This is a genomic window from Pseudomonas sp. KBW05 (genome assembly GCF_003852405.1).
Lineage (GTDB): Bacteria > Pseudomonadota > Gammaproteobacteria > Pseudomonadales > Pseudomonadaceae > Aquipseudomonas.
Genome location: NZ_QAJM01000001.1, coordinates 143,782 through 166,453 on the forward strand (window position 1 = coordinate 143,782; position 22,672 = coordinate 166,453).

General features: G+C 56.7%; 34 protein-coding genes and 1 pseudogene. 30 read left to right on the forward strand and 5 right to left on the reverse strand.

The window, feature by feature from the left end:
- Window positions 1-46: 46 nt before the first annotated feature.
- From DBR46_RS00775 to DBR46_RS00860, 19 genes are all read left to right on the forward strand, one after another.
- A complete protein-coding gene (locus DBR46_RS00775) occupies window positions 47-940 on the forward strand; it encodes a DUF6731 family protein (RefSeq protein ID WP_124524582.1) in 894 nt (297 codons plus the stop codon).
- Window positions 906-1,343 (forward strand): hypothetical protein, encoded by a 438-nt coding sequence (locus DBR46_RS00780; protein ID WP_124524583.1) that lies wholly within the window; start codon window positions 906-908, stop codon window positions 1,341-1,343. The genes DBR46_RS00775 and DBR46_RS00780 overlap by 35 nt, the downstream gene beginning before the upstream one ends.
- A gap of 118 nt (window positions 1,344-1,461) precedes the next feature.
- Window positions 1,462-1,788 (forward strand): DUF2388 domain-containing protein, encoded by a 327-nt coding sequence (locus tag DBR46_RS00785; protein ID WP_124524584.1) that lies wholly within the window; start codon window positions 1,462-1,464, stop codon window positions 1,786-1,788.
- Between the two features lie 92 nt (window positions 1,789-1,880).
- Window positions 1,881-2,204, forward strand: coding sequence for a DUF2388 domain-containing protein (locus DBR46_RS00790; protein ID WP_124524585.1), 324 nt, complete (start codon window positions 1,881-1,883; stop codon window positions 2,202-2,204).
- Window positions 2,205-2,320: 116 nt separating this feature from the next.
- Window positions 2,321-2,617, forward strand: a complete 297-nt coding sequence (locus DBR46_RS00795) for a superinfection immunity protein (RefSeq protein ID WP_124524586.1) — start codon at window positions 2,321-2,323, stop codon at window positions 2,615-2,617.
- Between the two features lie 281 nt (window positions 2,618-2,898).
- Window positions 2,899-3,333, forward strand: coding sequence for a VOC family protein (locus DBR46_RS00800; protein WP_124524587.1), 435 nt, complete (start codon window positions 2,899-2,901; stop codon window positions 3,331-3,333).
- 148 nt (window positions 3,334-3,481) lie between these two features.
- Complete coding sequence (locus DBR46_RS00805; protein ID WP_124524588.1) at window positions 3,482-3,733, forward strand: DUF1654 domain-containing protein; 252 nt, start codon at window positions 3,482-3,484, stop codon at window positions 3,731-3,733.
- 68 nt (window positions 3,734-3,801) lie between these two features.
- Complete coding sequence (locus tag DBR46_RS00810; protein ID WP_124524589.1) at window positions 3,802-4,086, forward strand: hypothetical protein; 285 nt, start codon at window positions 3,802-3,804, stop codon at window positions 4,084-4,086.
- A 71-nt stretch (window positions 4,087-4,157) separates the two neighbouring features.
- Window positions 4,158-4,400 carry a hypothetical protein gene (locus DBR46_RS00815; protein ID WP_124524590.1) on the forward strand — a complete coding sequence of 81 codons (243 nt, stop codon included), beginning with the start codon at window positions 4,158-4,160 and terminating at the stop codon, window positions 4,398-4,400.
- 59 nt (window positions 4,401-4,459) lie between these two features.
- Window positions 4,460-5,221 carry a class I SAM-dependent methyltransferase gene (locus tag DBR46_RS00820; RefSeq protein ID WP_124524591.1) on the forward strand — a complete coding sequence of 254 codons (762 nt, stop codon included), beginning with the start codon at window positions 4,460-4,462 and terminating at the stop codon, window positions 5,219-5,221.
- Window positions 5,222-5,671: 450 nt separating this feature from the next.
- Window positions 5,672-5,815, forward strand: a complete 144-nt coding sequence (locus DBR46_RS30200; RefSeq protein ID WP_158619143.1) for a hypothetical protein — start codon at window positions 5,672-5,674, stop codon at window positions 5,813-5,815.
- Window positions 5,816-6,004: 189 nt separating this feature from the next.
- Entirely contained in the window at window positions 6,005-6,271 is a 267-nt protein-coding gene (locus DBR46_RS00825) for a hypothetical protein (RefSeq protein WP_124524592.1), read from the forward strand.
- Entirely contained in the window at window positions 6,249-6,479 is a 231-nt protein-coding gene (locus DBR46_RS00830) for a hypothetical protein (RefSeq protein WP_124524593.1), read from the forward strand. Before DBR46_RS00825 ends, DBR46_RS00830 begins: the two co-directional genes overlap by 23 nt.
- The gene (locus DBR46_RS00835) at window positions 6,476-6,703 is read left to right on the forward strand and encodes a hypothetical protein (protein WP_124524594.1); all 228 of its coding nucleotides are present in this window, start codon (window positions 6,476-6,478) and stop codon (window positions 6,701-6,703) included. Before DBR46_RS00830 ends, DBR46_RS00835 begins: the two co-directional genes overlap by 4 nt.
- Window positions 6,704-6,760: 57 nt before the next feature.
- Window positions 6,761-7,912 (forward strand): hypothetical protein, encoded by a 1,152-nt coding sequence (locus DBR46_RS00840; protein WP_124524595.1) that lies wholly within the window; start codon window positions 6,761-6,763, stop codon window positions 7,910-7,912.
- A 53-nt stretch (window positions 7,913-7,965) separates the two neighbouring features.
- Complete coding sequence (locus tag DBR46_RS00845; protein ID WP_124524596.1) at window positions 7,966-8,955, forward strand: RecT family recombinase; 990 nt, start codon at window positions 7,966-7,968, stop codon at window positions 8,953-8,955.
- Entirely contained in the window at window positions 8,955-9,617 is a 663-nt protein-coding gene (locus DBR46_RS00850) for a lambda exonuclease family protein (protein WP_124524597.1), read from the forward strand. The genes DBR46_RS00845 and DBR46_RS00850 overlap by 1 nt, the downstream gene beginning before the upstream one ends.
- Window positions 9,618-9,619: 2 nt before the next feature.
- On the forward strand, window positions 9,620-10,138 hold the full coding sequence (locus DBR46_RS00855; RefSeq protein ID WP_124524598.1) for a hypothetical protein: 519 nt from the start codon (window positions 9,620-9,622) through the stop codon (window positions 10,136-10,138).
- A 78-nt stretch (window positions 10,139-10,216) separates the two neighbouring features.
- Window positions 10,217-10,705, forward strand: a complete 489-nt coding sequence (locus DBR46_RS00860) for a hypothetical protein (RefSeq protein ID WP_124524599.1) — start codon at window positions 10,217-10,219, stop codon at window positions 10,703-10,705.
- A 49-nt stretch (window positions 10,706-10,754) separates the two neighbouring features.
- Here the strand turns inward: DBR46_RS00860 and DBR46_RS00865 are convergent, their stop codons facing one another.
- Entirely contained in the window at window positions 10,755-11,108 is a 354-nt protein-coding gene (locus DBR46_RS00865; RefSeq protein WP_124524600.1) for a hypothetical protein, read from the reverse strand.
- A gap of 109 nt (window positions 11,109-11,217) precedes the next feature.
- Here DBR46_RS00865 and yejK point away from each other — a divergent pair, with 109 nt between their 5' ends.
- Together yejK and DBR46_RS00875 are read left to right on the forward strand one after the other, a co-directional pair.
- Entirely contained in the window at window positions 11,218-12,225 is a 1,008-nt protein-coding gene (gene yejK, locus DBR46_RS00870; protein WP_124524601.1) for a nucleoid-associated protein YejK, read from the forward strand.
- A gap of 55 nt (window positions 12,226-12,280) precedes the next feature.
- Entirely contained in the window at window positions 12,281-12,916 is a 636-nt protein-coding gene (locus DBR46_RS00875; RefSeq protein ID WP_124524602.1) for a hypothetical protein, read from the forward strand.
- A 58-nt stretch (window positions 12,917-12,974) separates the two neighbouring features.
- On the opposite strand, the gene DBR46_RS00880 is transcribed toward DBR46_RS00875, so the two are convergent.
- Window positions 12,975-13,655: a hypothetical protein gene (locus tag DBR46_RS00880; RefSeq protein ID WP_124524603.1), complete on the reverse strand. Its 681-nt coding sequence runs from the start codon at window positions 13,653-13,655 to the stop codon at window positions 12,975-12,977.
- A gap of 45 nt (window positions 13,656-13,700) precedes the next feature.
- On the opposite strand from DBR46_RS00880, the gene DBR46_RS00885 reads away from it, so the two are divergent.
- Complete coding sequence (locus DBR46_RS00885; RefSeq protein ID WP_124524604.1) at window positions 13,701-14,663, forward strand: DNA cytosine methyltransferase; 963 nt, start codon at window positions 13,701-13,703, stop codon at window positions 14,661-14,663.
- Here the strand turns inward: DBR46_RS00885 and DBR46_RS00890 are convergent.
- On the reverse strand, window positions 14,623-15,486 hold the full coding sequence (locus DBR46_RS00890) for an HNH endonuclease (RefSeq protein WP_256659184.1): 864 nt from the start codon (window positions 15,484-15,486) through the stop codon (window positions 14,623-14,625). The two genes, DBR46_RS00885 and DBR46_RS00890, sit on opposite strands and share 41 nt — an antisense overlap.
- A 73-nt stretch (window positions 15,487-15,559) precedes the next feature.
- Between DBR46_RS00890 and DBR46_RS00895 the strand changes: the two genes are divergently transcribed.
- From DBR46_RS00895 to DBR46_RS00915, 5 genes are all read left to right on the forward strand, one after another.
- Window positions 15,560-15,871 (forward strand): DUF4406 domain-containing protein, encoded by a 312-nt coding sequence (locus DBR46_RS00895; protein WP_124524605.1) that lies wholly within the window; start codon window positions 15,560-15,562, stop codon window positions 15,869-15,871.
- Entirely contained in the window at window positions 15,868-16,107 is a 240-nt protein-coding gene (locus tag DBR46_RS00900) for a hypothetical protein (protein WP_124524606.1), read from the forward strand. The genes DBR46_RS00895 and DBR46_RS00900 overlap by 4 nt, the downstream gene beginning before the upstream one ends.
- A complete protein-coding gene (locus DBR46_RS00905; RefSeq protein WP_124524607.1) occupies window positions 16,104-16,640 on the forward strand; it encodes a hypothetical protein in 537 nt (178 codons plus the stop codon). Before DBR46_RS00900 ends, DBR46_RS00905 begins: the two co-directional genes overlap by 4 nt.
- 80 nt (window positions 16,641-16,720) lie before the next feature.
- Window positions 16,721-17,032 carry a hypothetical protein gene (locus DBR46_RS00910; protein WP_124524608.1) on the forward strand — a complete coding sequence of 104 codons (312 nt, stop codon included), beginning with the start codon at window positions 16,721-16,723 and terminating at the stop codon, window positions 17,030-17,032.
- A gap of 3 nt (window positions 17,033-17,035) precedes the next feature.
- The gene (locus DBR46_RS00915) at window positions 17,036-17,440 is read left to right on the forward strand and encodes a hypothetical protein (protein ID WP_124524609.1); all 405 of its coding nucleotides are present in this window, start codon (window positions 17,036-17,038) and stop codon (window positions 17,438-17,440) included.
- 54 nt (window positions 17,441-17,494) lie between these two features.
- Here DBR46_RS00915 and DBR46_RS00920 read toward each other — a convergent pair whose 3' ends face one another.
- Entirely contained in the window at window positions 17,495-17,770 is a 276-nt protein-coding gene (locus tag DBR46_RS00920) for a hypothetical protein (protein ID WP_177413979.1), read from the reverse strand.
- A gap of 425 nt (window positions 17,771-18,195) precedes the next feature.
- Here DBR46_RS00920 and DBR46_RS00925 point away from each other — a divergent pair, with 425 nt between their 5' ends.
- From DBR46_RS00925 to DBR46_RS00935, 3 genes are all read left to right on the forward strand, one after another.
- Entirely contained in the window at window positions 18,196-19,389 is a 1,194-nt protein-coding gene (locus tag DBR46_RS00925) for a tyrosine-type recombinase/integrase (RefSeq protein WP_124524610.1), read from the forward strand.
- A gap of 20 nt (window positions 19,390-19,409) precedes the next feature.
- Window positions 19,410-20,996 carry an ABC-F family ATPase gene (locus DBR46_RS00930; RefSeq protein WP_124524611.1) on the forward strand — a complete coding sequence of 529 codons (1,587 nt, stop codon included), beginning with the start codon at window positions 19,410-19,412 and terminating at the stop codon, window positions 20,994-20,996.
- 146 nt (window positions 20,997-21,142) lie between these two features.
- Complete coding sequence (locus tag DBR46_RS00935) at window positions 21,143-22,318, forward strand: MFS transporter (protein ID WP_124524612.1); 1,176 nt, start codon at window positions 21,143-21,145, stop codon at window positions 22,316-22,318.
- On the opposite strand, the pseudogene DBR46_RS00940 reads toward DBR46_RS00935, so the two are convergent.
- A pseudogene (locus tag DBR46_RS00940) lies at window positions 22,312-22,672 on the reverse strand (dienelactone hydrolase); the annotation flags it as partial. The gene DBR46_RS00935 and the pseudogene DBR46_RS00940 sit on opposite strands and share 7 nt — an antisense overlap.

Genomic DNA, 22,672 nt, shown 5'->3' on the forward strand with positions numbered 1-22,672 from the left:
CGCAATTGTGTTTTGCTGGTATCGCGAGATTTAGGGAGTTCAATTGGTGAAACAGGAAAAACAAAAGCGCTACATATTTGATTTCTATTCGATAACATCAGTCCAGCAAGACCTCTTCGCCATGACCACAGAAGCCGCATTTGAGAAGATAATAAACGGGGATCACCCTAAAAGCTATGCGAGCTATGGGTGTATACGAGAAATTTTCGGCCTGAACTACCGTAGCAGTACCAATTCATACGCGGGCCAAATCCGTAAAATACGGAAAGCAGATCTTCCAGAGATTGGAGCATTGGGGAAGGATGGAAAAAAGATTGAGTTGGAAATGGACGAAGGCGTTATTGAAAAGAATTTTTTCGTTTACTACAAAGAAAATTCCTTACTAGTTATACACAGGAATGATGACGGTAACACTGGCTTGCATCTTGCCCAACTGCTGACGGCTAGTGCTGGCGTGAATTTTTTTTCCAGCCCAATCATAAGGCCGGACCAAGCAGAGATGCTCCTTAATAAAAAACTGAGCATAAAAAAGTTCTCCGTAAAAATCCCCAAACCAACTAACCCTGATTTGTATCCACAAGATAACTTGAGCGCCAGAACTTTAGAACTATTAAACCAATCAGGTGCTGATTTTCTCGACGTAACCTTCACAATTGATAACAAACTCGATACAAGCTCAGGAAAGCTGAGTAGTGCCATACAGAGTTCAATTGGCCACCTTTTAACAATGGGTGCTACTAAAGCAAAAATTGAAACTGATGAAAATGGCAAAATACTACCTATAGACTTAATCGCCAATAGGATATACTCATCTCAGACCATTAGATCCAACTCATCTTTTCCGCCTCCTGAAAGCATGTATAAACTTGCTGACAAGGCAAAGGAAGAACAGAGAGAATCAGTAGATGAATATTTCGGCAAAACTGACAGAATTATTTAAACTATCCACTGCGATATTCATGACGTGGATGTTTCACAAGTATAACTTCCGCTTCCAGCCTGGCGAAATCTCTACGCTTGCCGGCGTCCTTGCTGGCGCTTCTGGAACGATACTCGGGTTCCTGATCACTGCAATCGCATTGATGGCATCAGTGATGGATCGGGATCTTTTGAAAAACCTCAGGGCGACCGGGGGATATCGGATACTCATCTCCGGAAGCTTTGTATGTGCATTCCTTTTTTTGCTGCTCCTTGCGTCATCAATATGTCTATTACTTCCATGGGCAGGAGAAAAGCAGCTTCTCCTGCTCCTGAACATATTCATAGGGTCTCTGGCGGCAATACAGCTTGCCGGCACTGGGCTGGGTTTCTACCGAATTATTATGTCGATTAGCAGAGGCTGAGCGCGAATGCGCTGACTCTTCAGCTTGTCATACCCAGCCCAGCGCCGGGCTTCTCGTTCCTAGTGATCCCCTACCCTGCTATGGTGGCGCCCTCTGATCGCAATGGAAGCATCGAAGAATGGACTCATGGAAGGCTCTGGCCATCGCCCTACTGGCATCGGTCAGCACACAGGCCGTATCAGGTGATGGTGCCAACCCTATCGCTGCCGCGATATTCATCACAATTTCCTCGCCGACCATTTTAATTGGCGCGACCACATCTCTCACGACCGATCCGCCAAAGATTTTCAAGTCAGCCAAAAATGACGCCTTGGCGTTCATTGGTTCGGACGGAGAGATACGGGGTGCTGAGTTTGAACAGGCGTCCAGATACTATCGTTCGGCCTACAAATCACCTCATATGTCTGACATGCGACTGGCCCAGGCGATAGCGACCTCGTTTTGATGCCCGCTTAAGACGGACTTTCGCCTTCTCCCAGCAGGAACGCACTCTGCTATGGTAGCGGCCCTCTCTGATCGGAATGGAAGCATCGCAGCATGGACTCATGGAAGATTGTAGCCGCAGCCCTCATGGTATCGATCAACGCTCATGCCTCTGAGGGGTCCGACGACTCCTATAACAACTCGATGCTGTCTGTACTGATGGCTCCAAGCTACACCGTTGCAGGAACTACCGGGCTCACCATGCTCGCTACTAATAACTTCAAGCCTGCAAAGGCTGACGCGCTCGCCTTTATTGGCTCAAACGGTGAAATACGCGGTGCCCAATTTGAACAGGCGGTGCGCTTCTACCGTACGACCTATGCACCACCGTTGATGAATGATCAGCAGCTCGCCCAGGCAATCGTAAGTACGTTTTGAGATCGACACCGAATGCCTACCCCTAGCGCTAGACAGGATCAGAAGAACAGCCACTACACAAACCAAATGGAGCGTGGTATCAATTAGCTATCGCGAAGTTTCACGGGGAGGCTGCGATGAAGGTCTTTGGATTAGCACTGCTCGCACCAACCTGCCTGATCAGCTTCTTCATCAGCAGCGGCGACAATGGAGTCGCTCTTGCAGCTGATCTTATGTTCTACATCAGCGCCGTAGCCCTTTACCTATTCCCCTCAATTTATACCGCCCTAGTCGAACCAGTTCCGCCCCGTCGAATTTTTCTAATCAACCTACTGACCGGATGGACACTGATCGGCTGGTGTGTGGCTTACTACTTAGCTTTGTGCGATCCACAGAACCAGCAAGTCGAGGATAGTCGACACGAAAAGGTGTAAGCGCAGAAGGATCATCAGATCACTTCCGAATATTAATAACGGCCAGCCCATGAGCAAACCTCTTCTACCTGGCCTTTCACGACCTTTTCACAGTCGGGCGCCTATGGTTATCCCAGCTCCTAATGAAACCCTTTAAGCCCGCCAATCCCCATCGCGGGCTTTTCTTTTCCTGCGATTTGGAGGGCTGACACTCGCCCTCCCCGGCTTACCCTACGACCGCTATACACGCCCACCGTCAAAATGACACGATAACGCCTCGCCTCCGTGAGTAGGAATACAGGATGTTCAGTCACGTAACCGTTGGGACAAACGATCTTGATAAGGCCGCTACCTTTTATGACGCGGTTCTGATCCCTCTGGGGCTCTGCCGTCGACCTGTAACGCCCGATGGCGGACCACCTTCGGCATGCTGGGTGAGCCCCGACAGACCTCTGCCCCGCTTCTATGTTTACTGCCCTTACGATCTCAAAGAGGCGATCGCGGGAAATGGCAGCATGGTGGCTTTCTCCGCGCCACATACAGATTCTGTCGATGCAGCCTATGCCGCAGGTCTTCGTGCTGGCGGTGTAGATGCTGGTGAACCAGGGCCGCGCCAGCATTATGGGGACGGCTATTATGGCGCGTACCTACGTGACCCGGATGGCAATAAAGTGCACATAGTCCATCGTGGCGATTTGCGCTTGCCTGCTGAAACTCGACTGTCAGTGCTCGCTTAAAGCCCGCCACGCGCGGGCTATTTTGTGCCCGCGAGAAGGTAACCTTCTCAGCTTCTATGCATTTGCGCATGAAAAAGCAAATCGGAGCTTGCCAATATATAGCAACACAAATACTGTACATGCATCCAGCTAAGGTAAGGAGTACCACATGCACAGCCCAGCGTTTACCACGTCTAAACCGCCCTCTTCCTACGAAGCTGCAGGTCGACGCCTGCAAGCCCTGATTGCCTCACCAGGTGTTCAGAAGGTCCAGGCGGTCACGGTGTGTAGGCTGGAGCATGAAAATCCCGAGGACTGGAAGCGGCTGCTAGATGAAATCAGCGAAACCGCAGGCGTCCGCGTCGAGACCATGGAAGGAGGAACCGTCAGGATCGGCTGGCGAGAATACTGCGACGCATAAATGAGCCCGCCATTGAGCGGGCTTTTTATCGCTCAATAATTTCAGCAATCTGAATTTATTAATTCAGCATGCTTGACACGATTATTTCAGCTTGCTTAAATTCGTCTCAAGCCAGCAGCAACAACAGCCGGCCAGCAGCGAAAGCCGCGCCGCTCTTTAGCGACACCTCTTGCCGGATCACCACCGGCCCAGCTTCAAAGGCAGCGATGAACCGGCCTAAACGGTTCAGAGGGTTGGCAACTGACCCGGGCGTGCAGCGTAAAACGTCGAAAGCAGTTATCCAGCGGGAGAACAAGCCGAAAGGCCCGCGGCTGGAGAAACATTTGATTAAAGCCGGTGATGGCCGCCAGTAGCGGGTCACAGGTGCACAGATTTCTGATGCCGCTTCTATGAGGCGGCATTGGAAATCAACGGAGATGCAGCGATGAGCAATTCAGTATTTGAAGCACGTGATGAGGTGGTCAACGAGGCAGCAGCATTGTGCGCCAGGCTGCTGGAAAAGTGGTTCGGCGGCGTCGATGAGGCGATCGCAGCGCTCGAAGCTGGCCAGGTTGATTTGGCGGATCTCGCGCTGCGCAGCCACATCAAGCAGCGCAAGGCGATGACGGTCAGTGCGCATATGAACATCCAGGGCTTCAGCCGTGAAGTTCTCGGCCAGGTCGCATGAAGATTTCACTGGCAGGCCTTCGCAAGAGGGCCTGACGGGAAATCAAACGGGAGTCACACATGAAAGTCGATAACGAAGTGATGGCGCTGCTCAGCGCTTCGCGCACCGAAGACAACAAGCTGTTCATCACCGGCGGACAGCTCGATAAGAGTCTGTACCAGCGCCTCGATAAAACTCTGAAGGCCGCGGGCGGCAAGTGGAACACTAAGGCAAAGGCCCATCTGTTCACTGGTGATGCGGCCGACGCAATCGAAAACATCCTGATGACCGGCGAGGTCACTGTGCCGCAGGATTTTGGCTTCTTCCCTACCCCGCAGCACGTTGCTAAACAGGCTGCCGATCTTGCCATGATTGGTGACGGGATGATGGTACTGGAGCCAAGCGCAGGTCGTGGGGCTCTGGCGGTGGCCGCCAATTCCGCAGCGGTAGGCGTCATGGTCGACATGCACGAGTTGCTGCCGGACAACCACAAAGCGCTAATCGAACTAAAGCTGCCACTGTCCGGGGTTTCGGAACCTGGCGACTTCTTGCAGGTTGAGCCTAAACCCATCTATGACCGCGTACTGATGAATCCGCCCTTCGACAAAAAACGCAGCGATATTCACCACGTATTGCACGCACTGAAGTTCCTGAAGCCCGGCGGCCGACTGGTGGCGATCATGCCTTCCGGTGTGACCTTCCGGGATGACGCTCTGACCCGGGACTTTCGCGGAATCGTAGAGCATCGCAGTGGCAGTATCGAAACCCTGCCAGAAGCCTCATTCAAGCAAGCCGGAACAATGGTCAGCACCGTATTGGTGGTGATCCCGGCCGCAGCCTGACAACCAGCGCCACGACAGCATGTCGTTAACTGCCCGAGGCCCTGGTACTCCCCAGCACCAGGCCGCATCGGATATAGCTCGGCCCACTGTCGTGATAGCAGGGTGGCCACCTTGTCCCGAGCCTGAGCGGATTTTGTCGCGGCGAAGACGGGCAACACTCGGAGGGATTCGAGCTATATCCGATGCGGACGAAATCGCGGCCTATATCCGCCCACCTGCATCACCGCAACAAGCAGATGAATGCCCAGGCTGATGGGCAAGTGTAAGACCTGAGGGATCGCGGGAATCGTGACCGGTAGAGTGAGTAAGCGCCCGTATGGCCACGGCGAGTCCAAGAATAAGCGGCTGAAACCTTCGCCCCGGTGAAACTCCGGTGTCACTAAGGCCGCTAATAGTCGTGCCGGGATCAGCTCCGGTCATCTGCATCACCCACCCCAACCGGAGATCACCATGCTCCTACTGTTCCTGATCGGCGCAGCGCTCAGCCATGCGCGGCCAGAACCGCCACCTGATGACGGCCTGCCAACCGGTCCATTGCGCTTCCATCGTGAGCGCTGGCGTTCTAGATCGGGGCTCTCGGCGTTCTGGCGCTGAAAGTCCCGCCAAAAACTCACCCCGGCGCCACGTAGGGAGGTCTATGTGTCGCACCGAAAGCCCGGGCAATGTTCGGGTTTTTTTACGCGCCTCTATTACGTCAGCACTCCTCCCCCGCGCCCATCGGCAACCAGCGGGAGGAATGAGTGTTGACGAATACAGGTGAACAACACGCCTCTGGAGGCGACCATGAACCAAAGTCAGCACGCTTACTGCGAAGTAGCGCTCGCAATGAACCAGCGCCGCAACTTGGCCCTAGCCCTTTGCCTTGGACTGGTCGGCTCCAGCGCTCCAAAAACCTCACCTCTCTACCGGGTCATCCCGGCTGGGAATGAGTTCTTCCACGTCGTCGATTCCGCCACCGGCAAGGTGAAGGGCTTCCGCCGCAACCACAACGAAGCCTGCGCCCTCGCCCGGCGCCTGGAGTCACACCATGTCCAGCATTTACGCGGATAGCGCACAGGCCAGGGAATCGGACAGGCGTTGGGACTTGCCGAACTTCGGCAAGAAGCCGCATGTCGATCTGTTCCACGAATACACGGCTGACGACCTGGCAGAGCGTAAGGCGCGGCGACTCACAGAGCGCGCCAGCCTCAAGGCCCGCATTGGTGTAGCAATGGCGCAGATGGAGTTGATCTGCCCACCAGCCGAGGGCGCCGAATGAACATCGCACAGCGCGACCACCAGACGGCTGTGACCTGGATCGAGGGCGAGATCGAAAACATGATCCGCGACCTTGGAAAACCAAACGCCAGTTCGGCGGCGACATCGTGCGTCACCCTGGCCTTCATGCTTCGCGTGATCGATGAAAACGAGCATCGGTACTTCCGGGCGCACATCGATAAGATTTACGACAACTACAACGCTTCACTCATTTCCGCCGCCTGACGGCAGCACTCACCCCCACTACTTTCAATGCTGCGCCTGGCGCGGCGAGGGATCGTCATGTCCAAAAACACCAAACAAGCACTAGCACAAGAACCGCTCGAAGAGAGCGCGACCGAAGATTCCAAAAAGTCCGTTGTGCCTGCTGTTGCCGTCACCGACATCGCCGAATATCAGCCGCACGAAGAGCAGATCGTTCGCCTGGAGACCACCTACGCGAAGCTGGTCGTTGACTGCTCAACCAGCGAAGGCCTGGCAAACGCCAAAGAGGTTCGCGTCGATATCCGCGACGTGCGCTATGCATTGGATAAAACGACCAAGACGGCACTGGTGCCTTATCAGCAGAAAGTCAAAGACGCCCAGGCGCGCGTCAACCAGGTTAAAGAGTTCGGCGAGACGTTGAGGACTCGCGTCCTTGTGCTTGAAGAACCAATCGACGAAGCCATCAAAGTCGAAGAAAAGCGCGTTGCCGATGCCAAAGCCGAAAGGGAGCGGCTAGAGCAAGAACGCATCGAAGCCATCCGGGCGAAAATCAACCGGTTCAGCTCTGTCGCTGCCGCCTATGCAAGCCGCAGCGCCGCAGATGTCGCAAGTATTCTGCTGGGCGTCAAAGAGTCGGTGATCCTGCCCGAAGAATATGGCGAGTTTGAAGCCGAAGGCACCATCGCTCGCGACAATGCGATTGAGCAGCTGGAAGCGCTGCACAAATCCGCCGTTGAGCGCGAAGAAGCTGCCGCCAAGTTGCTGGCCCAGCAGAAAGAATTGGACGCGTTGCGGGAGAAGCAACGCGTTGCCGACGCGGAAGCTGAGGAGCTGCGCAAGCAACGTGCAGAGGAAGACCGCAAGCGCTTAAAGCAGCAACAGGACGAGTTGGACAAGCAGCGCCGCGACCTGGAAGCGCAGCAGCGCCAACAACGCGATACGCAAGCAGAGCAGCAGCGTCAGCAACAGGTACGTGACGACCAACATCGACGCGACCAAGAAGAGCTTGCTCGCCTGCGCGCCCAAGCTGCTGCTCCTGCGCCAGCCGCAGCCACTGTGAACGAAGAGAAAGCGGAAGTCGCACCTGCTGTCGTACATACCCCCGTGATTGAAGCCATCATTGCGGATCCGGCCACACCGCCCGCTGACGACATTGTCGAAGTTGTCGCCCTGGGCTTCGACGTGGATCTCGACACCGCTCGCGCCTGGCTTCGCGCCATCAGCTTCTAACCACCCTTTCCATCTGACGGCCAGCACATCCCATGCTGGCTACGGAGAGCGTTATGACCGATACAAACCCCCAAGCACAAACCGGCCTCGCGACCTATCACGATCCATCGCACAACGCGGCCGCGCTGATCCTCGACCCAGGCACCATGCGGTCGATGAGCGACCTTGCACTGATGATGTCGCAGGGAGTGACCACCGTCCCGAAGCATCTCAAAGGCAACCAAGCCGACTGCATGGCGGTGGTGCTTCAAGCAATGCAGTGGCAAATGAACCCCTTTGCCGTAGCGCAGAAGACGTTCATCGTCAACGGCGGCGCACTGAGCTACGAGGCGCAGCTCGTCAACGCGGTGATCACTGCCAAGGCACCAGTCAAGGGTCGCTTGAACTTCGAGTGGTTTGGAGCCTGGGAAAACGTCATCGGAAAGATGCGTGAGGTCACCAGCAAATCCAAGAAGGACGAGGACACTGGCGAGTTCAAAAAATACCGCGTTCCAGACTGGAGCTTTGACGACGAAAAAGGACTCGGCATCAAGGTTTGGGCGACGTTCCGGGGCGAAGACGAGCCGCGCACCCTGGAACTTCTGCTGACCCAGGTCCGTACCCGCAACTCTACGCTCTGGGCGGAAGACCCCAAACAGCAAATCGCGTACCTGGTTACCAAAAAATGGGCGCGCCTCTTCTGCCCTGACGTGATCCTTGGCGTTTACACCCCCGACGAATTTGAAGATTCGTACGGTGGCGAGATCGACATCACCCCCGCCAAGCAGACCGCGAACACCGCTGCAGCTGCAGGCGTGTCGTTCGGCCCGAAATCCCCCTCGCCTGAAATCGACGGAGTATTCGCGGATCTGCTGGCCGTTGCGAAGCGCCAGGACATCGAGGCCTACGCGGCAGCCTGGGCAGGCCTCAAGCCGAAGCAGCGCGCAGCGATCGGCCTGGAGTGCCACGAAGCACTCAAGAGCATGGCTGCAACCGTCGATGCGGACTTCACTGACATGACCGGTTCCAACAGCGACCAACCCCGTACAGAGGAGGCCGCGTAGTGAGAACTGAGCTTCAGGGCACAGAGAAGTGGCATGCGGACCGATCGGGCCGCGTGACAGCCAGCCGTTTCAAAGATGTGGTTGCATGGGGAAAGCCTGACAAAAATGGCAAACGCGAGCCCATGGGTGCCCGCACCTCATACATGCGCGAGCTGTGCTTTGAACGGCTAGCAAAGAAATCCAAACACAACGTCAGCAGCGCCTCTCTGAAGTGGGGCCACGCCGAAGAGCAAAAGGCCCAGGACGCCTACGAGATGCTGACAGGCAACATCGTCCTGCCCTCGGAATTCATCGTTCACCCCAAGTACGATTGGTTGGGCTGCTCGCCCGACGGCCTCATCAACGACGACGGTGGCACCGAGTCCAAGTGCCCGTTCAACGAAGCGATTCACGTCAGGACCTGGCTTGAAGGCATGCCCGAGGAACACATGCCACAAGTCCAGGGCTGCATGTTCGTGACGGGCCGTAAGTGGTGGGACTTCCTGTCGTTCGACTCTCGCCAGGATGAAGAGTGCCAGCTCTACATCGAGACGATTTACCGCGACGAAGACTACATCGCCAACCTGCACAAAGAGCTGGTCCAGTTCAACCTGGAACTGAATCGCATGGTTGACGAGGTAGCAGACAAAGCTAGGGCGCAAGCCCATCGTTTAGGAGCCTAACCATGATCAGCCCAGAACTCAGCACCATCCGCCAAAAGGATCTGGACCGCGATTGGATCGCCCGGGCCACGGCAGAGTATGAACAAGGCACCACCCTCGAAACGCTGATCACTCAAGTTCGGGATGTCGATTTCGGCGCCATGTTCAACGGCAAGTCCCGCGACGGTACCAGGGCAGAGCCTAACCCATCGTTTGAAAGCAAAGTGGCAGCAGCTGCACCGACGCTGACCGTCACCGAGGCCATGAAGACCTTCCACCTCTGCGAGCGCGACTTGAAGCGGATGGCATCCCGCATGGGCTTCAAGTTCAAGCGCGGGTACACCACCAACCAGGGTCACAAGGCCACTGACGGCCCGATGGTTGAGCGGATCATTGCCTTGCGTGATGTGGGGCTCAATCGGTCCCAGGTCATGAAGCAGACGGGCATGTGCTACGAGAAATTCCACCGATTGCTCAAGGATTACGGCATCGACTTCCCGCCGCTCCCGTTCAACTTGCGGAACGGGAAAACGAAACGTTGAAGCGCATAGCCCGCATCCAGCAACGCAAACGTCAACCCTGGCTCGCACTGCCGGCCAGCGGAATAGAAGAGGTAGGCCATGGCTGCCGAACAGAAGGAACGAACAGCCAAGCTTGCCGAGAAGCGGCAGGAGCTGGGCGAGCAGGAATTGCGGCACACGGTCCCGTACGGCACCCGGCAGATGCTCGACGAGCTGATGCGCTGGCACAAGATCGAGGAAGTCAGTGAGGCGGTGCAACTCCTGGTGATCAACGCCAAGGCCGAGGATCTGCCAACGGCGCCACCGAAGATCAAAGGGCCGTCCGACATCATCCGCCACTACTTCCGCCAAGGCATGCGCGACCGGCTGGAGGCGCTCACCGCCGGCCTGGGCGAAACGAAGGACCGCACCACCATCTGGCGACTTATCGCACATGCCCACTCGTTGGGCGTCGAGAAGTCCGCACCAATGCTTGAAATTAAGCGCCACACAATCGACATACCACAAAACGTGGCGCGCAAATTACGGCAAGCAGGCTTTGCCGAATCGCTTCAAATGAACGCCGACGACGACGGCGAGAACGACTGATAAGCCGCTCAGGCAGACGTATCCATCGGAAACGTTTCGATCACCGGCTTCAACTCGATGCCAGCGTCGGAGTTTTTTCAAATAAATCAGATATTTGTTCTGCTGCTAATCTCGCATCACTTATCAAAAGCCCATCAATATAACCAACTAGTCCGCCACCGTAGAACTCGCTTTGGCTTCCTGCATAGAGCAGATAAATATCTTTCAAGGACTCACGAAGCTCTCGCTCACAGGCGTAAAAATCGCGGTCACGCTCCTTCGGGACGCTGATGTAATCCCATTCAACCCTCGCATACTTGGTTCTAGGGAAAACCTCCACATTGACCGCCTTCGTCGCCACGCAATACCGATACCACTCATTTCGACCTGCAATGTCGTTCTTCTTCAATTCCTTGTAAGCCATGGTCTTCGGATCCCGAGCACAAGTGATTTATAGACACCGGTAATACCCCAACCAAAACCAAATTGCCACCACCGATCACGGAGGGCGGCGCTTACCTGAGGTACAAGCAATGCCCATCCGCCACAGCATCATCCACAAGATCGACAAGAAGCCCGACGGCAGCACGGCCGTTCTGTTCCTGGGCACATCCGAGCAGGTCGATAGCCAAGCCCGCGACGACTTGATGAGCCAGCTCAACGACAGCTACAACGCCACCGCCGGCAAGGGCTGGGGGTTCTTTCACCAAGAATCAGGCGCTCACCCTTTCAGCGGTTGGCTCGGCAAGTACCTGGCCGGCGCCACCGACTTCTTGTCGTTCAGCACCACGGCAGTCGAACACCTGACCAAGCTGAGGGAAGAGTCAAACCTCACCACCGGTGGGCACGCCCTCTTCTGCCACTACCAGCAAGGCCTGACCGATTACTTGGTGATCGCCCTGGTGCAGGAAACCGAAGCGGTGACCATGACCGAAGATCTGGCCCTGATGACCGTGAAGCGCCTGGACCTGGATCACATCCGTCTGGCCGCACGCATCAACATCAGCGAATGGCAGAACAACCGCCAGTCGAAGCAGTACATCTCATACCTGAAGGGCAAGCAGGGCCGGAAGCTCAACGAGTACTTCCGTGACTTCATCGGCTGCCAGGAAGGGATCGACGCCCCAGGCGAAACCCGCACGCTGCTGAAGGCGTTCAGCGACTTCGTTGAAAGCGAGGACATGGTCGAAGATGCGGCCCGTGAGAAGACCCACACCCTGGTCAGCTACTCAATGGCCCAGGCCAAGCTGGGCGAGCCGATCACTCTGGACGAGCTGTCAGGCTTGATCGACGAAGATCGCCCGAAGAAATTCCACGACTTCATCAAGGCGAAGGACTACGGAATTTCCGAGTCCCTGCCGCCGGACAAGAAGACGATCAACAAATTCCGGCGCTTCTCTGGCCGGGCTGAGGGCATGTCGATCAGCTTCGAGGCGCACCTGCTGGGCGACAAGATCAAGTTTGACGAGGAAGGCGGCACTCTGACGTTGCGCGGCCTTCCCACGCAACTGACCGAGCAGCTAAAGCGCGCTACCGCCTGACACCAACAGCTGCGCCGCACTCTCGTCAGAGGCGGCGCCTGACTGGAGATAATCCATGAGCAAGCCAAAAGTCGATCCGGCATCGCGCAACGTGCTGGCCTACTCCGTAGAAACCAACGACCCGGAAGAATCAAATATCCAGTTCGCCACCTCGAACGCCGCGGCTCGGCGCCAGGGTGCAGACAATATCGGTACTGACTTTGGCGCAGTGTCGTGCCGCCGTGCCCACTGGGCCGACCAATATGCCGGCCAGAGCTTTATCCCGGCAAAAGCCTACATCGATGCCGGCTGGTGGTTCGGCTGCAACCACTGCGGCACGAGGTGCGACAGTGATGCCAGCTATTGGGATGAGGAAACAGAAACCGATATCGCACTGGACCTGGTGTTCGATGATCGAGTGGTCTACTGCTCTGCGGACTGTAAGACAGGACATGAAGCTGAAGTGACGGCCCGCAACGCCAAATTCGAGGAGTTCAAGGTTCGGGCGGCGGCGGCCAGGCCTGGCGTCACCTTCACCGGGTTCACTGGCGGATACCCGTGGTGCGGCAACAAAGGGCTGTTCACTTTCCCTGGCGCCCAGTACGGCGGCTCAGTAACCGACATTGACGAAAGCACAGAGCTGAAATGGTATGTAGCCCAAGGCGATAGAGCCGCTTGGGACTACTTCATCGCAGAACGACCTGCCGCCTGACGCTCCGGCGCTGCCCGCCAGCGCCTTCCTTTCTGAAACGATGCACGACCCTGGGCTACTAACCAGCCGGCGATGCCCCGTCGGGTTCGGGTTGATTTCCTGTAATTTTCAGCAAACAAGGACCGACTAAATCCTTGATTTCTTTTGTGGCTTTGAATTCTGACAAAGACAGCTGCATGGAAAGGATAAGGAGCTCTTTCACGTTCGCGACCGCCATTTCTTTCTCTTTAAGCGATGGTTCCGCCGCTTTCTGCCGATCAGTAAAATCGCCCCGACCAAGATCCATTATTTTCAAAACCACTGACGACATCGCATCCGCATGTCGCTGCTGGTTATCAACTAAAAATTCAATAAGCCTGAACTGACTATTCAGATAATTCTGAACCAAGGATCGTTCAGCCTCATCCCTTGACAGCTGCAGCTGATCATCCTGACGCTGCAAGGACGCGATTTGCTGCTGGCTCAGGGTGAAGAACTCGTCCTTCTGAGTCCTCAACAAGTCACGTTGGAGGTAGACCGTCCTAAGAACCGCCCCAAGGGTCAAAAAGGATACGAGCGGCCCAAGGACTCCACCTATGTAGCTTCCAAATGCAGACCAGTCGGTAGCTTGGGTCGAGAAGCCACCCACAAAGTGCAAACGATAAACAACAAGCGCCGCCGCGCCAGCAACCAAAGCTACGAAAGTCAGGAGAAACCAAAAACTGAATATGACTCCGACCAGCCGTTTCAAGAACCCCATTACTACCTCCATTTTTTGCGCGGATCATACCGGCGCGGAGATCCCATGCCCATAACTTACGGAAGCGTCTGCTCCGGCATCGAGGCCGCTACACAAGCGTGGCACCCGCTGGGCATGCGCGCCGCTTGGTTCGCCGAGATTGAGCCGTTCCCCTCGGCGGTCCTGGCCCACCACTACCCCGACGTGCCGAACCACGGCGACATGACCAAGCTGGCAGCCCTGGTGCTGGCCGGCAAGATCCCGGCGCCGGACGTGCTTGTCGGCGGCACCCCGTGCCAGGCCTTCAGCGTGGCCGGTATGCGGGAAGGCCTCACCGACCCGCGCGGCGCCCTCACCATCAAATACGTGGAGCTTGCAGATGCAGTTGACTATGTTCGCGCCGGCCAGCGAAAGCCCGCCAGCGTTATCGTCTGGGAAAACGTCCCCGGCGTCCTCAGCGACAAAGGAAACGCCTTCGGATGCTTTCTTGGTGCGCTTGCTGGGGAAGACTGCGAGTTGCAGCCTCCAGGGAAGAAATGGCAGGACGCTGGTTGTGTGTATGGACCCAAAAGAACAATCGCGTGGCGGGTCTTGGACGCCCAATATTTCGGCCTGGCCCAACGACGCCGTCGTGTGTTCGTTGTCGCAAGTGCTAGAGACGGATTCGATCCCACTGAGGTACTTTTTGAGCGCGAAGGCGCTCGCCGGGATAGCCCGCCGAGATGGCCGGCGAAGCTTGCACTTCACCCTACTCTCACGGCACAAGGGGGAGGCTCTCTCGATGATCGAGAGGCATATGTGCTGGAGCCCGAAGGCGTCCGCCGGACCAGTGTGATCGAGTGGGAGCGATGCCAAGGTTTTCCCGATAACTACACGCAGATCCCCTGGCGCGGCAAGCCTGCAAGTGAATGTCCTGACGGGTCCCGCTACAAGGCAATCGGTAACAGCAAGGCCATCGCGGTGGTTCACTGGATAGGCGGGAGAATCGTCAAGTTTGTTGAGCTAAGCGACGCACGATCACCTCTTTAATTACTGAGTAGTCCTCGATGCCCGATCGCATATGAGCGTGCACGGCAGAATGACAATTCGAACACAGTAATGCTAAATCTTCTAAAACCACATCTACCTTCACAGCCTTCATAGAGACTGGCACTTTGTGATGAGCCTCGATATATTCAAATCCGTATCTAACTTTAAAATCATCACTGCAAATTTCACAGACGCATGATCCGGACGATTTTAGCAGCTTAACTACTTGAGAGTTCCTCTCATACAACAAATGCGTAACATAACTTTTTCCACCCTCCATAAATCCTTGGCCGACCTTGCTCGTAATCACATTAGTTTCGGCTTGGCGACCAAGAACAACATATTCGTCAGCGCATTCAACCAAGCCAAACAACCCTTCAAAAAACCAGCCCTGCTTTTGCTCGCTATAAAGAAGTACTGGGTAACCGAACTCAGGCTGATTCAGCAACGAAAGATTCGCCTTTTCCTTAAGTGATACAACACCTTTTCTGGCTTTAAAGGAATAGCGGTAAAAATTTCTTTCAGCATCTACCCAACCATCGTGACTATAACTTCCCGGATACACTTTAACTATGACCCCTGCAAGAGCAGGAAGTGAACCAATCCAGTTAATACCCTGTTGTGGAGTATTATTTATCACGAAATTTTCACCACCCCAATATTCAGATCCTTCTACTTTTGAATACTGAATTAATTCATATAGCTCTTTTTTTGAAACCATTGATCCAACTGGAGCATTTAGCAGATCATGAACGCTTATATTTGCCATCGTTGTCCCTAACAAAATTCCCGTGTACTCACCTTTCATTATGGCACTGCGCATTTAAAGCGCGAAGTCCTCAATTTCAACGTCCCCCCAACCCTACTTCCCGGGCATCACCCGGCAAGAGCTCCCCGTGAAACGGATTTACCTCAGCGAACCCATGACCGGCCTGCCCGGCCTCAACTTTGCCGCCTTCCACGCTATGACCACCAACCTGCGCGCCGGCGGCCACACCGTCACCAACCCCGCCGAGATCAACCCCGACGGCGGCAACTGGAACGACTGCATGCGCCGCGACATCGTCGCCCTGATGGAGTGCAACACCGTGGCCACCCTGCCCGGCTGGGAGCACTCAAAGGGCGCACGCCTGGAAGTCCTGATTGCCGAACGCCTCGGCATGACGGTTGTGAATGCCCAAGATCTGGTAACGGAGAACGCATCGTGAGAAATATCAAAACCCGCGAAGGCTATGACCTTTGGGACAAGGTACAGGCTCTGCCACGATTCAATTTCTGGCGCGGCGGCGAGGATGCAACAGGTAGCGTAATCCGCGTGCCGGATAAGCATGGTAACTGGGTCAACTTCAACGACCTGACAACCCTGGCCGATCAGTACCAGGATGAAATCAACAGCCTGCGTGAGCGGCTTTCGCGACTTGAACCCAAATCGGTGAAGTCATGACCACCAACCAAACAATTGACGGTGTGTCGCGTGAGCTGCTGGAGAACTTCGCCAGCTACGCCGAAGGATCTGCAAGCGGTGAGGTGCAACTGTGGGTCAAGAAGCTGCGCGCCCTGCTGGATTCGCCTGTGGCGCTTGGCGAGATCGACCTGACCGCGAAACGTCTTGCGCACGCAGAGAGCGTTATCGAGCAGCAGAACAACTTGATCGCCAGCTTGCGAGCCGAGCTTGTCGAGTCGTATCGCGTTGCCGCCTCGCTCCAAAGCGAGCCGGACCAGGATGATCGAGACGCGCTGTTCGGATACGGTCGCAGTAACGGCCTCGACGAAGCCTCGACGCTTTGCACGCGCCTGGCATACGCCGCTTACTACCCGCCAGGTACACGCTTCAAGGCCTTCACCCCGAAGGCCCAAAAGGCTCTCGGCGACCTGCTGATCAAAGCTGCCAACGAGATTGCATCACTGCCCGGCGGCCCGTACGAACGCTTCAAGGCGCGCCAGGCCAAGAAGGCCGAGTCAGCCAACTCCCGGTAGGAGTACATCCGTACTCCACCCGCAAAACCTGTAAACCCTCCCCCTTCAAAGTCAGCCGCTATAGCGGCAAGGACGAAGTCATGACCATTGAAAACCGAGAACAAGCATTCGAACTCAACGGCAGCCAGCCCGCGCCGCCTAAATTGCTCGCCTTCATGGTTGGCGACTGCGATTGGGTTGCGGCTGTCGATGAGGCAGGCGCACGCCGGGTGCTCGAAGAAATGAACGGCGAAGAGCCAGGCGCCTACGACGACTGGGATGTTGAGCTGGTCAGTGATGAATGGCTCGACAAGCCGTGGTGCGATGAAGATGACCGCACGAAGATCGTCGGCACGTTGCGCGAATGGCTGGCCGCCGCCACGGAGCCGGCATACCTCGCCGGGACGGAGTAAGTCATGAGCCGAAGCGGATATAGCGATGATTGCGGCGGATGGGATCTGATCTGCTGGCGTGGCGCCGTGAAGTCGGCGCTGAAGGGAAAGCGCGGCCAGGCGTTCCTTGTCGAGCTGCGTGACGCGATGGATGCAATGCCGGATAAGCGCTTGATCGCCGACTCGCTTCAGGCCGAGGGGGAATTCTGCACCATCGGCGTAATTGGGGCGAAGCGCGGAATTGACATGGCCGTTCTTGATCCAGACGACCGAGAGGCCGTAGGCGAAGCGTTCGGCATCAGCCCTGCCATGGCGTCAGAAATTGTTTTCATGAACGACGAAGGCAGTTGGCAGGCAGAAACGCCGGAACAGCGCTGGCAGCGTATGCGTACCTGGGTCAACTCAAATATTCAGAGGGTGACGCCATGATCGCCACCCTCCCGTTCGCCTACGTGTACTGCTAACGCCAGAAACCGATGGTTGCTAGTTCGATTCAGGAGTTTCATCCCCTCTAAAGCCCCAACCTTGCTTTTTAGCTGTCTCAACTAACTCAGTAATCATCTCCATATTGGGCAGGCGTGCTTGACCCCGTGCAGCTTGTAGAGAGCCGTCTGGGCGTTTCCAGATGAAGCGATAGCCTCGTTGCTGCGAACCGTCACTGTAATTGTAATGGCACCATTGAAAACAGAGTGTCCAGCCTTTTTCAGTGAATTTTTTTTCTACACTTTCGATCACGTGAACACGTGCTTGGACAGCCATAGACACCTCAGAAATCAATTAAGATCTTAATTGAGCAGTTAAGATCTTAACTGAAAAAAATCTCTAAAAAAAGCAGTAACTGACGCAGGTAGGCGGCGATCTAGATCTATCCCTACAACAACTCCTGCCAGCCTATGAGCGGCGGTCGAGGTATGCACGCATGTTTGGCGAGCAATCCGCACCGAACTCTTTCGAATCGACTAACCCAATTTCCGCCGCCCACCGCGGCCAGGACACCCCATGTCAGCAGCCGAACAACAAAACGACGGCATCACCGGCGACAAGGTGCCGGAGGCGCAGATGGCCCAAATCCTCGGCACCACCCTCGCCGCCCTGCGCTCCAAGCGCGCCCGCAATCAAATCCCCCTCGGCGTCTGGAACAAACAAGGTAGCCGAGTTCTGTACAGCATCAGGAGATACTACGAATGGCTCGAAAGCCAATGGGTTTGCCCGCAGGAATGGACCTCCACCACGGATCGATCCGCATCCGCTTTATGTGGAACGGCAGCCGGCGCAGTGAAACGCTCCCCTATCCCCCGACACAGAAAGGAATCAAGTCTGCCGCACAGGTTGTTGATCAAGTAAAAGGCCTGATCAAGCTGGGGTTGCTCGACGACGATAAGTACGCCGAGCTGTTCCCCAGCTCCAGCAACGTCGCCGGCGGCAAGATCAACTTCGGCGAATACGCCCAGCTCTGGCTGGACAGTCGGGAGGTGGTCGCTGGTACGAAGGGGAACTACAAGGGCGCGCTGAACCGGTACTGGATGCCCGGCCTGGCACTGGTGAGGATCGATTTGATCACCACCACCCTGCTCCGCCGGGTAATGGCCGCCAGTGAGTGGAAGTCGCCCGGGGTGAAGCGCAATGCGATCTCGAAGCTGTCGACCATTCTGAACTCGGCCGTCAATGAGGAGCTGATCCCGAAGAACCCGGCGGCGATTCTGGAGTTGCCCAAGCGCAGCAAGAAGGAGATCGACCCGTTCACCCTGGACGAGGCGAACCAGATCATCGCCAAGATGTACGAGCACGATCACTGGCCCAGCACGATATATGCGGCGTTTTTTGAGTTTGTGTTTTTTACGGGGATGCGTCTTTCCGAAGCCCTGGCAATGCGTTGGGATGCGGTAGACGAAGAGAAAAGGACGGCCCACGTGTGTCGCGGGATCGCCTTGGGGGAAGTGGTGGAGCGCACGAAAACGGGCAGTGACCGCTTTGTTTTGTTGAATGACCGCGCCCTGCACGCCCTGGCGTTCGCCAAGGAATATGCAGAACGTCGGAAAAAGGGCAAAGGCAAGGTGCTGGAAACGCCTTTCATCTTCCCCCCGTCGAAGAACGCAGCGTACGTCCGGCAGACGTCCGACCTGCACAAGCAATGGGTTCCTACACTGAAAGCGTTGAATATCCGTCGTCGCCCGCCATACAACTGTCGTCACACCTATGCGACAATATGCATTATGTCTGGCATGAACCCCGCCTTCATCTCCCAGCAGCTCGGCCATAGTGTGCAGATGCTGCTCTCGACTTATGCGCGTTGGATCAACTCAAGCTCGGACTGGAGCGAAATGCAAAAGCTCCAGATTGGTCCCAAATTGGTCCCAGTTCAAATAAGCGCACCCTAAGCTATTGATAGGTAAAGTAATTGATCTCCACAGCTAACATCACCATGCAGTTCGGCGCCAAGCCGCTCTTCGAGAACGTCTCGGTCAAGTTCGGCGCTGGCAACCGTTATGGTTTGATCGGTGCCAACGGTTGCGGCAAGTCGACCTTCATGAAAATCCTCGGCGGTGACCTCGATCCGTCGGGCGGCCAGGTCATGCTGGAGCCGAATGTGCGCCTGGGTAAGCTGCGCCAGGACCAGTTCGCCTATGAAGAATTCACCGTGCTCGACACCGTGATCATGGGTCACGAGGAGTTGTGGAAGGTCAAGGCCGAGCGCGATCGTATCTATTCGCTGCCGGAAATGAGCGAAGAAGACGGCATGGCCGTGGCCGAGCTGGAAACCGAATTCGCCGAGATGGACGGCTACACCGCCGAGTCCCGTGCCGGTGAGCTGCTGCTGGGCCTGGGTATTCCGCTGGAACAGCACTTCGGCCCGATGAGCGAAGTGTCGCCAGGCTGGAAGCTGCGTGTATTGCTGGCCCAGGCGCTGTTCTCTGATCCTGAAGTGCTGTTGCTCGACGAACCGACCAACCACTTGGACATCAACACCATCCGCTGGCTGGAAAATATCCTGACCCAGCGTTCCAGCCTGATGATCATCATCTCTCACGACCGTCACTTCCTGAACAGCGTGTGCACCCACATGGCTGACCTGGACTACGGCGAGCTGCGCCTGTTCCCGGGCAACTATGACGAGTACATGACCGTGGCGACCCAGTCCCGCGAGCAACTGCTGTCGGACAACGCCAAGAAGAAGGCGCAGATCACCGAGCTGCAATCCTTCGTCAGCCGCTTCTCGGCCAACGCCTCGAAAGCCAAGCAGGCCACTTCCCGTGCCAAGGCGATCGACAAGATCCAGCTGGCCGAGGTCAAGCCTTCGAGCCGTGTGAGCCCGTTCATCCGTTTCGAGCAGAACAAAAAGCTGCACCGTCAGGCAGTCATGGTCGAAAAAATGGCCAAAGGCTTCGATGGCAAGCCGCTGTTCAAGGACTTCAGCTTCCAGGTTGAAGCCGGCGAGCGTGTGGCGATCATCGGCCCGAACGGTATCGGCAAGACCACCCTGCTGCGCACCCTGGTCAGCGAGCTGACGCCGGACGCCGGTAGCATCAAGTGGACCGACGCCGCGGAACTGGGTTACTACGCTCAGGACCACGCCCACGACTTCGAAGACGACGTGACCCTGTTCGACTGGATGGGCCAGTGGACCCAAGGCGAACAGATGATCCGTGGCACCCTGGGTCGCATGCTGTTCTCCAACGACGAGATCCAGAAGTCGGTCAAGGTAATTTCCGGTGGTGAGCAAGGCCGTATGCTGTTCGGCAAGCTGATCCTGCAAAAGCCGAACGTGCTGATCATGGACGAACCCACCAACCACTTGGACATGGAATCCATCGAAGCGCTGAACCTGGCGCTGGAGAACTACCCGGGCACGCTGATCTTTGTCAGCCACGACCGTGAGTTCGTATCGTCCCTGGCCACTCGCATCATCGAGTTGAGCGCCACCGGCGTGATCGACTTCAGCGGCACCTATGATGACTACCTGCGTAGCCAAGGCGTAGTGTTCTAAGCACCGCCCGCGGCACACAAAAGCCCCGTCCACTGTGACGGGGCTTTTTGCATTTAATGGCACGTCATCATTAATAGATAGCCTGCTTTCTTTTCCCCCACGCCCTTGCCATGATGGCCGCACCGCCCGCCCGCGAACGAGTGCCCATGCCTGCCGCCGCCCCCAGCTCCCTGTCGATCACCTTGCAGATCGTCTCCATCGTCTTCTATACCTTTATTGCCTTTATCTGCATCGGCCTGCCGATTGCGGTGATCCCGGGCTACGTGCACGAACAGTTGGGGTTCAGCGCGGTGGTGGCCGGGATCACCATTGGCTCGCAATACCTGGCCACCCTGCTCAGTCGTCCGATGGCCGGGCGCATGTCGGACAACGTCGGCACCAAGCGTGCGATTGTGCTGGGGCTGGCCGGCATTCTGCTCAGTGGCGTGCTGACGTGGGTGGCGACGTTGATGGAGAGCATGCCCGCCGTCAGCCTCGGCATTTTGATCGCGGGTCGCTTGTTGCTGGGGGTGGCGCAGGGCCTGATCGGCGTGGGCACCATCAGTTGGTGCATGGGCCAGGTCGGCGCCGAGCACACGGCGCGTTCGATCTCCTGGAATGGCATCGCGTCCTACGGTGCCATCGCCATCGGCGCACCGCTGGGCGTGGTGATGGTTGCCGAATACGGCTACACCAGCCTGGGTATTGCGCTGTCGGTGCTGGCGGCGCTGGGCCTGGTGCTGATCCGCAATAAACCGTCGGTGCCGGTGGTGCGGGGCGAGCGCTTGCCGTTCTGGGCGGTGTTCGGGCGCATCGCACCGTTTGGCGCCAGTTTGTGCCTGGCCTCGATCGGCTACGGCACCCTGACGACCTTTATCACCCTGTACTACCTCAACCGTGGCTGGGCCGGTGCGGCGTATTGCCTGACGGTGTTCGGCGTGTGCTTTATCGTGTCGCGCCTGATCTTTATCTCCGCCATCAGCCGCTTTGGCGGCTTTCGTGCGGCGATTGCCTGCATGACCATCGAGACCCTGGGCCTGACGCTTTTGTGGCTGGCGCCGTCCACCGGCGTGGCGTTGATCGGCGCGGGCTTGACCGGTTTTGGCCTGTCGCTGGTGTACCCGGCGCTGGGCGTGGAGGCGATCAAACAGGTGCCCAACAGCAGCCGTGGCGCCGGGCTAAGTGCCTATGCGGTGTTTTTTGACCTGGCCCTGGCGATTGCCGGGCCGTTGATGGGGTTTGTCGCCCTGAACCTGGGCTACGGCTGGATTTTCTTTTGCGCCGCACTGCTGTCGGTCGGCGCGCTGGGCCTGACCCTGCTGCTCAAGCGCCGCGCTTACTGATCGGCGGTCTGCAAGCCGGCGCGGGTCGATTGCCCCAAGGTGTGCGTGAAGAACCGCCCCGCCTCGGAGATCAGGTTGCGATGGATGCCTTCGCGATCGACACCGTCCGCATCGGTACAGATGGCCGGCATGGCCAGCAATTGATCGCTGTCGCACGGCGCCATGAACACGAAGTGCCCCGCTCCGGCCAGCAGCTTGAAGTCCGGCGGCTCCGGCAGTTTGCGCGCCAGGGCGGCGGCGTTCTTGTCCACGGCCACTAGCTTGTCGCCATCGCCGCTGTAGAGCAGTACTGGCACGTGCACGTCGGCCAGGGTCTGGCGACCAAACATCAGGCTTAGGGATGCTCCGATCAAC

Coding starts and splice junctions, on each gene's coding strand:
- DBR46_RS00935 (WP_124524612.1), top strand. CDS start 21,143: ATGCCTGCCGCCGCCCCCAGCTCCCTGTCGATCACCTTGCAGATCGTC.
- DBR46_RS00920 (WP_177413979.1), bottom strand. CDS start 17,770: ATGGCTGTCCAAGCACGTGTTCACGTGATCGAAAGTGTAGAAAAAAAA.
- DBR46_RS00810 (WP_124524589.1), top strand. CDS start 3,802: ATGCTTGACACGATTATTTCAGCTTGCTTAAATTCGTCTCAAGCCAGC.
- DBR46_RS00820 (WP_124524591.1), top strand. CDS start 4,460: ATGAAAGTCGATAACGAAGTGATGGCGCTGCTCAGCGCTTCGCGCACC.
- DBR46_RS00860 (WP_124524599.1), top strand. CDS start 10,217: ATGGCTGCCGAACAGAAGGAACGAACAGCCAAGCTTGCCGAGAAGCGG.
- DBR46_RS00825 (WP_124524592.1), top strand. CDS start 6,005: ATGAACCAAAGTCAGCACGCTTACTGCGAAGTAGCGCTCGCAATGAAC.
- DBR46_RS00835 (WP_124524594.1), top strand. CDS start 6,476: ATGAACATCGCACAGCGCGACCACCAGACGGCTGTGACCTGGATCGAG.
- DBR46_RS00840 (WP_124524595.1), top strand. CDS start 6,761: ATGTCCAAAAACACCAAACAAGCACTAGCACAAGAACCGCTCGAAGAG.
- DBR46_RS00795 (WP_124524586.1), top strand. CDS start 2,321: ATGAAGGTCTTTGGATTAGCACTGCTCGCACCAACCTGCCTGATCAGC.
- DBR46_RS00780 (WP_124524583.1), top strand. CDS start 906: ATGAATATTTCGGCAAAACTGACAGAATTATTTAAACTATCCACTGCG.
- DBR46_RS00790 (WP_124524585.1), top strand. CDS start 1,881: ATGGACTCATGGAAGATTGTAGCCGCAGCCCTCATGGTATCGATCAAC.
- DBR46_RS00855 (WP_124524598.1), top strand. CDS start 9,620: ATGATCAGCCCAGAACTCAGCACCATCCGCCAAAAGGATCTGGACCGC.
- yejK (WP_124524601.1), top strand. CDS start 11,218: ATGCCCATCCGCCACAGCATCATCCACAAGATCGACAAGAAGCCCGAC.
- DBR46_RS00890 (WP_256659184.1), bottom strand. CDS start 15,486: ATGCGCAGTGCCATAATGAAAGGTGAGTACACGGGAATTTTGTTAGGG.
- DBR46_RS00885 (WP_124524604.1), top strand. CDS start 13,701: ATGCCCATAACTTACGGAAGCGTCTGCTCCGGCATCGAGGCCGCTACA.
- DBR46_RS00815 (WP_124524590.1), top strand. CDS start 4,158: ATGAGCAATTCAGTATTTGAAGCACGTGATGAGGTGGTCAACGAGGCA.
- DBR46_RS00925 (WP_124524610.1), top strand. CDS start 18,196: ATGGCTCGAAAGCCAATGGGTTTGCCCGCAGGAATGGACCTCCACCAC.
- DBR46_RS00800 (WP_124524587.1), top strand. CDS start 2,899: ATGTTCAGTCACGTAACCGTTGGGACAAACGATCTTGATAAGGCCGCT.
- DBR46_RS00910 (WP_124524608.1), top strand. CDS start 16,721: ATGACCATTGAAAACCGAGAACAAGCATTCGAACTCAACGGCAGCCAG.
- DBR46_RS00905 (WP_124524607.1), top strand. CDS start 16,104: ATGACCACCAACCAAACAATTGACGGTGTGTCGCGTGAGCTGCTGGAG.
- DBR46_RS30200 (WP_158619143.1), top strand. CDS start 5,672: ATGCTCCTACTGTTCCTGATCGGCGCAGCGCTCAGCCATGCGCGGCCA.
- DBR46_RS00915 (WP_124524609.1), top strand. CDS start 17,036: ATGAGCCGAAGCGGATATAGCGATGATTGCGGCGGATGGGATCTGATC.
- DBR46_RS00830 (WP_124524593.1), top strand. CDS start 6,249: ATGTCCAGCATTTACGCGGATAGCGCACAGGCCAGGGAATCGGACAGG.
- DBR46_RS00805 (WP_124524588.1), top strand. CDS start 3,482: ATGCACAGCCCAGCGTTTACCACGTCTAAACCGCCCTCTTCCTACGAA.
- DBR46_RS00880 (WP_124524603.1), bottom strand. CDS start 13,655: ATGGGGTTCTTGAAACGGCTGGTCGGAGTCATATTCAGTTTTTGGTTT.
- DBR46_RS00865 (WP_124524600.1), bottom strand. CDS start 11,108: ATGGCTTACAAGGAATTGAAGAAGAACGACATTGCAGGTCGAAATGAG.
- DBR46_RS00845 (WP_124524596.1), top strand. CDS start 7,966: ATGACCGATACAAACCCCCAAGCACAAACCGGCCTCGCGACCTATCAC.
- DBR46_RS00785 (WP_124524584.1), top strand. CDS start 1,462: ATGGACTCATGGAAGGCTCTGGCCATCGCCCTACTGGCATCGGTCAGC.
- DBR46_RS00875 (WP_124524602.1), top strand. CDS start 12,281: ATGAGCAAGCCAAAAGTCGATCCGGCATCGCGCAACGTGCTGGCCTAC.